The sequence below is a fragment of the Ensifer sp. SSB1 genome, assembly GCF_016652895.1.
GTDB lineage: Bacteria > Pseudomonadota > Alphaproteobacteria > Rhizobiales > Rhizobiaceae > Ensifer.
Map to the genome: position 1 here is coordinate 1 of NZ_JAEPRP010000336.1, position 2,929 is coordinate 2,929.

General features: G+C 58.0%; 4 protein-coding genes. 1 reads left to right on the forward strand and 3 read right to left on the reverse strand.

Going from position 1 to position 2,929, the window contains the following annotated elements:
* On the reverse strand, positions 1-988 hold a 988-nt coding region (gene ligD / locus I8N66_RS36965), incomplete at its 3' end, for a non-homologous end-joining DNA ligase (RefSeq protein WP_291165475.1).
* A gap of 145 nt (positions 989-1,133) precedes the next feature.
* On the opposite strand from ligD, the gene I8N66_RS36970 reads away from it, so the two are divergent.
* Complete coding sequence (locus I8N66_RS36970; protein WP_291165477.1) at positions 1,134-1,379, forward strand: hypothetical protein; 246 nt, start codon at positions 1,134-1,136, stop codon at positions 1,377-1,379.
* A 415-nt stretch (positions 1,380-1,794) separates the two neighbouring features.
* On the opposite strand, the gene I8N66_RS36975 is transcribed toward I8N66_RS36970, so the two are convergent.
* Positions 1,795-2,076, reverse strand: a complete 282-nt coding sequence (locus I8N66_RS36975) for a hypothetical protein (protein WP_291165479.1) — start codon at positions 2,074-2,076, stop codon at positions 1,795-1,797.
* A 285-nt stretch (positions 2,077-2,361) separates the two neighbouring features.
* Entirely contained in the window at positions 2,362-2,556 is a 195-nt protein-coding gene (locus I8N66_RS36980) for a hypothetical protein (protein ID WP_291165481.1), read from the reverse strand.
* Positions 2,557-2,929: the final 373 nt, after the last annotated feature.

Below are 2,929 nucleotides of genomic sequence, written 5' to 3' on the forward strand. Positions count from 1 at the left end.
TATAGCTCGAATGTCGGAGCTTGCCGTCGGAGGTCCAGCCGCGAAACTCGATCTCGGCGATGATGGTCGGTGCGACCCAGACGATGTCGCGTTTCCCGGCGTAAGACACAGGGGGCTTCTTTCCGGCCCATCGCAGCTGGTTCATCATGGATCGGAGCTGCGACATCTCCCTCATTTTGAAACCCGTGCCGGCGCTTCCGACGTAGACCACTTGGTCACCGCGATAAGCGCCCAGCATGAGAGACCGGAAAGCGCCGGCAGAACGCTCGTAGCCGACAATGAAGAAACTCTCGGACTGGATGCATTTGACCTTCACCCAGTCGCCAAGGCGGCCGGATCTGTAAGGACGAGCGAGATGCTTCGCGATGATCCCCTCGAGTCCGTGATCGCACGATGCCCGAAACAACTCCGCTCCCGTCACGTCGAAGGCTTCGGAGAACCGGATCGCGGATTCTGGGCGAGCGGAGATCAGTTCTTCGAGGAGATGTCGACGCACCCGCAATTCCGTCGTCGTGAGATCGTGGCCGTCAAGATACATGAGATCGAAGGCCATGAACTGTGCCTGCGAGGTCTTCTGACCAGCGCGGCCGTCAAGCGATGACTGAAGGAGGCTGAAATCGGATCGGCCCTGGTCGTCGTACAAGACCGCTTCTCCGTCGATGATCGCAGATGCAACGCCCAGCTCCCGCGCACCTTCCTCTATTGCCGGAAAGCGGTCGGTCCAGTTGTGTCCGTTCTTGGTGAGAATGCGGACCCCGGTCGGCTCGATGTGGATCGACAAGCGATACCCGTCCCACTTGATTTCATAAGCCCAGTCCGGTCCTTCGGGCGGCTTCGCTTTCAGCAGACAAAGACTAGGTTCGATCCTGCGAGGCATGTGATCGAGGAGAAGGTTCGGCTGCGCCGGGTCCCGGCGGCGCCGAGGCTTCGACCTGATAGGCGTATCGCTGTGCTGGAGAAGAGGTTTCGATCTCGGCGTTCGTGCCATAGCGGTACTCGGTACGGTGATGCGTACTGAATATAGATCGGGAAGGGATGAATTCCGAATCTTCGGTGCGGACCAGCAGTAGCCGTCCGCCCTTGCGAACAGCGAGACGCATAACGGTTTTGGACATGAGACAACTCAGCCGCAAATGCGTTATGAAGCTAATATGAGTAGATTCACGGAAACCGAAACAGCATTGTTCGAGCGTCTACGCGCTCTGAAGGCTTTGCCGGATATGTCGATCAACGTTTTCGACATCGGCGTTCCATTGGCTGCGGCAGGCTTCACGCAGGATGAAATCATGGAGGTCCTGAATGCTCTCGAACAGGACAAGGTCATTACGCTATTGCCGGGAAATCGACTGCTGATGCTCAAAGAGCTGCCTGTCGCCTAGTGTTGAGCATGGTAACGTCCGGTATTTTCACCGTGGCAATCGACCGATCAGAACGGTGTTGTCAGTTCGATTGCCACAGTCGCAGCGGAACCTGCCTCTCAAGTTCATCAGATATTGATCGCCCCAACGTGCAAGCACTGAATCTTTGTTGACCCAGCCCACGCGGCCACATGCCGAGCATCGTGCGCCCAACACCTCCCTCGTGTTGTACATCGCTGGATCATGCTCGATGTACGATGTGGGCAGAAATGGCGCGGACAGTTTCATTGGTCTTGCTCGACGGGAGGATTAGAACAAAATAGGAACATAATCCTAGACAAGTCAAGGCCGCATCAAAGGACGGGAGCGATGACACGCACTATCAACAAGTCGCCAGGCAGGCGACATAAAGGCGGACCCTTTCCGTCGGGCGTACTTAGTCTGCAATCAGCCCGACAAGTTTGCGGTCCACCGCACACGTCTCGATCAGCGATGCCTCACCATTTAAGACGGCAACGAGTTCCCCAGCTGTCATCAAACGGAACACAAACACGTAGAGTGCCATCGCACCCAACTCCTCCTCATCATCGGGGTCGCCTTCTTTCAACTCGGCACGCTGCTCAAGTGCAGCACGACGGCAGTCGGCCTCATGCTCCGCAAAATACAGGTTATGGTCGGAGCCCGGCGTGACCTGATATGCCCAAAGCGTGAATTCCATCTGGATCCCTTCCTTAATCAACGCTCCGGTTATAGTCGCGGTTCGGCACATTCGAAATTGTAGGATTCTACAAGGTCCGCTACTCGCAAGGGCTCGCATCTGATCCGGTCGGGGCCCATTTCACGAGACGAACTGAGGTTGGTGCAAGAGCAAGGGCAGTTTTGAGCCAGCCTTCCGCCCGCGGCGCTCCGAGTATGGAGCGCTCCGCGCCACGGGCTCCGTGCCGACGAACGTTCGACCTATGGATCAGAGCGGAAAGCCGCGCCTTTTTCGGCGCGGCTCTGCTCACTTCGGCGTGTTGTCGTTGCCAACCTTGGCGTTGAAGTCGCGCTGATAGCTGACCTCGATCTTGATGAGCGGAAGCGAGGCTGCGACCGAGATTTTCAACTGGCCCTTATGGGACAGTTTGGCGACTTGCCGGTTGAGGTAGAGGCGAAGGCGGCGGCCGGTCTTCTGGCAGAAGGTTACGAGCGTTTTCATGAGGCGGATCCTCCTTATTGGTTGTGCGTAATCGCGAAGCTCGAATACGGCAGGCACTGACGAGTGCACCGCGAAGCGGTCGCAACGGAGCGAAGCGGAGAGGAGAACTCTGGAGTTGCCGCCAAGGCAGGGAGCGCCGTATCGTGCGCAGCATTAGATTACGGATTGCCACTAAGGAGCTGCCGGAAAACGCGGCCTTCGAAGCCCAGGCCCACCGCCTTCGTCGTCAATCGGCGGGGACCCGTCCGGCCACTACGGCCGGGATCCCGGGTCGCGCGTTTCGCTGCAGCGCTCACGACATCGGTCTTCAACGGCTGCCAATGACAACAAGCGGAAGTGAGCCGGCCCGCTATGGCGGGTCGGCCGCTGTGGT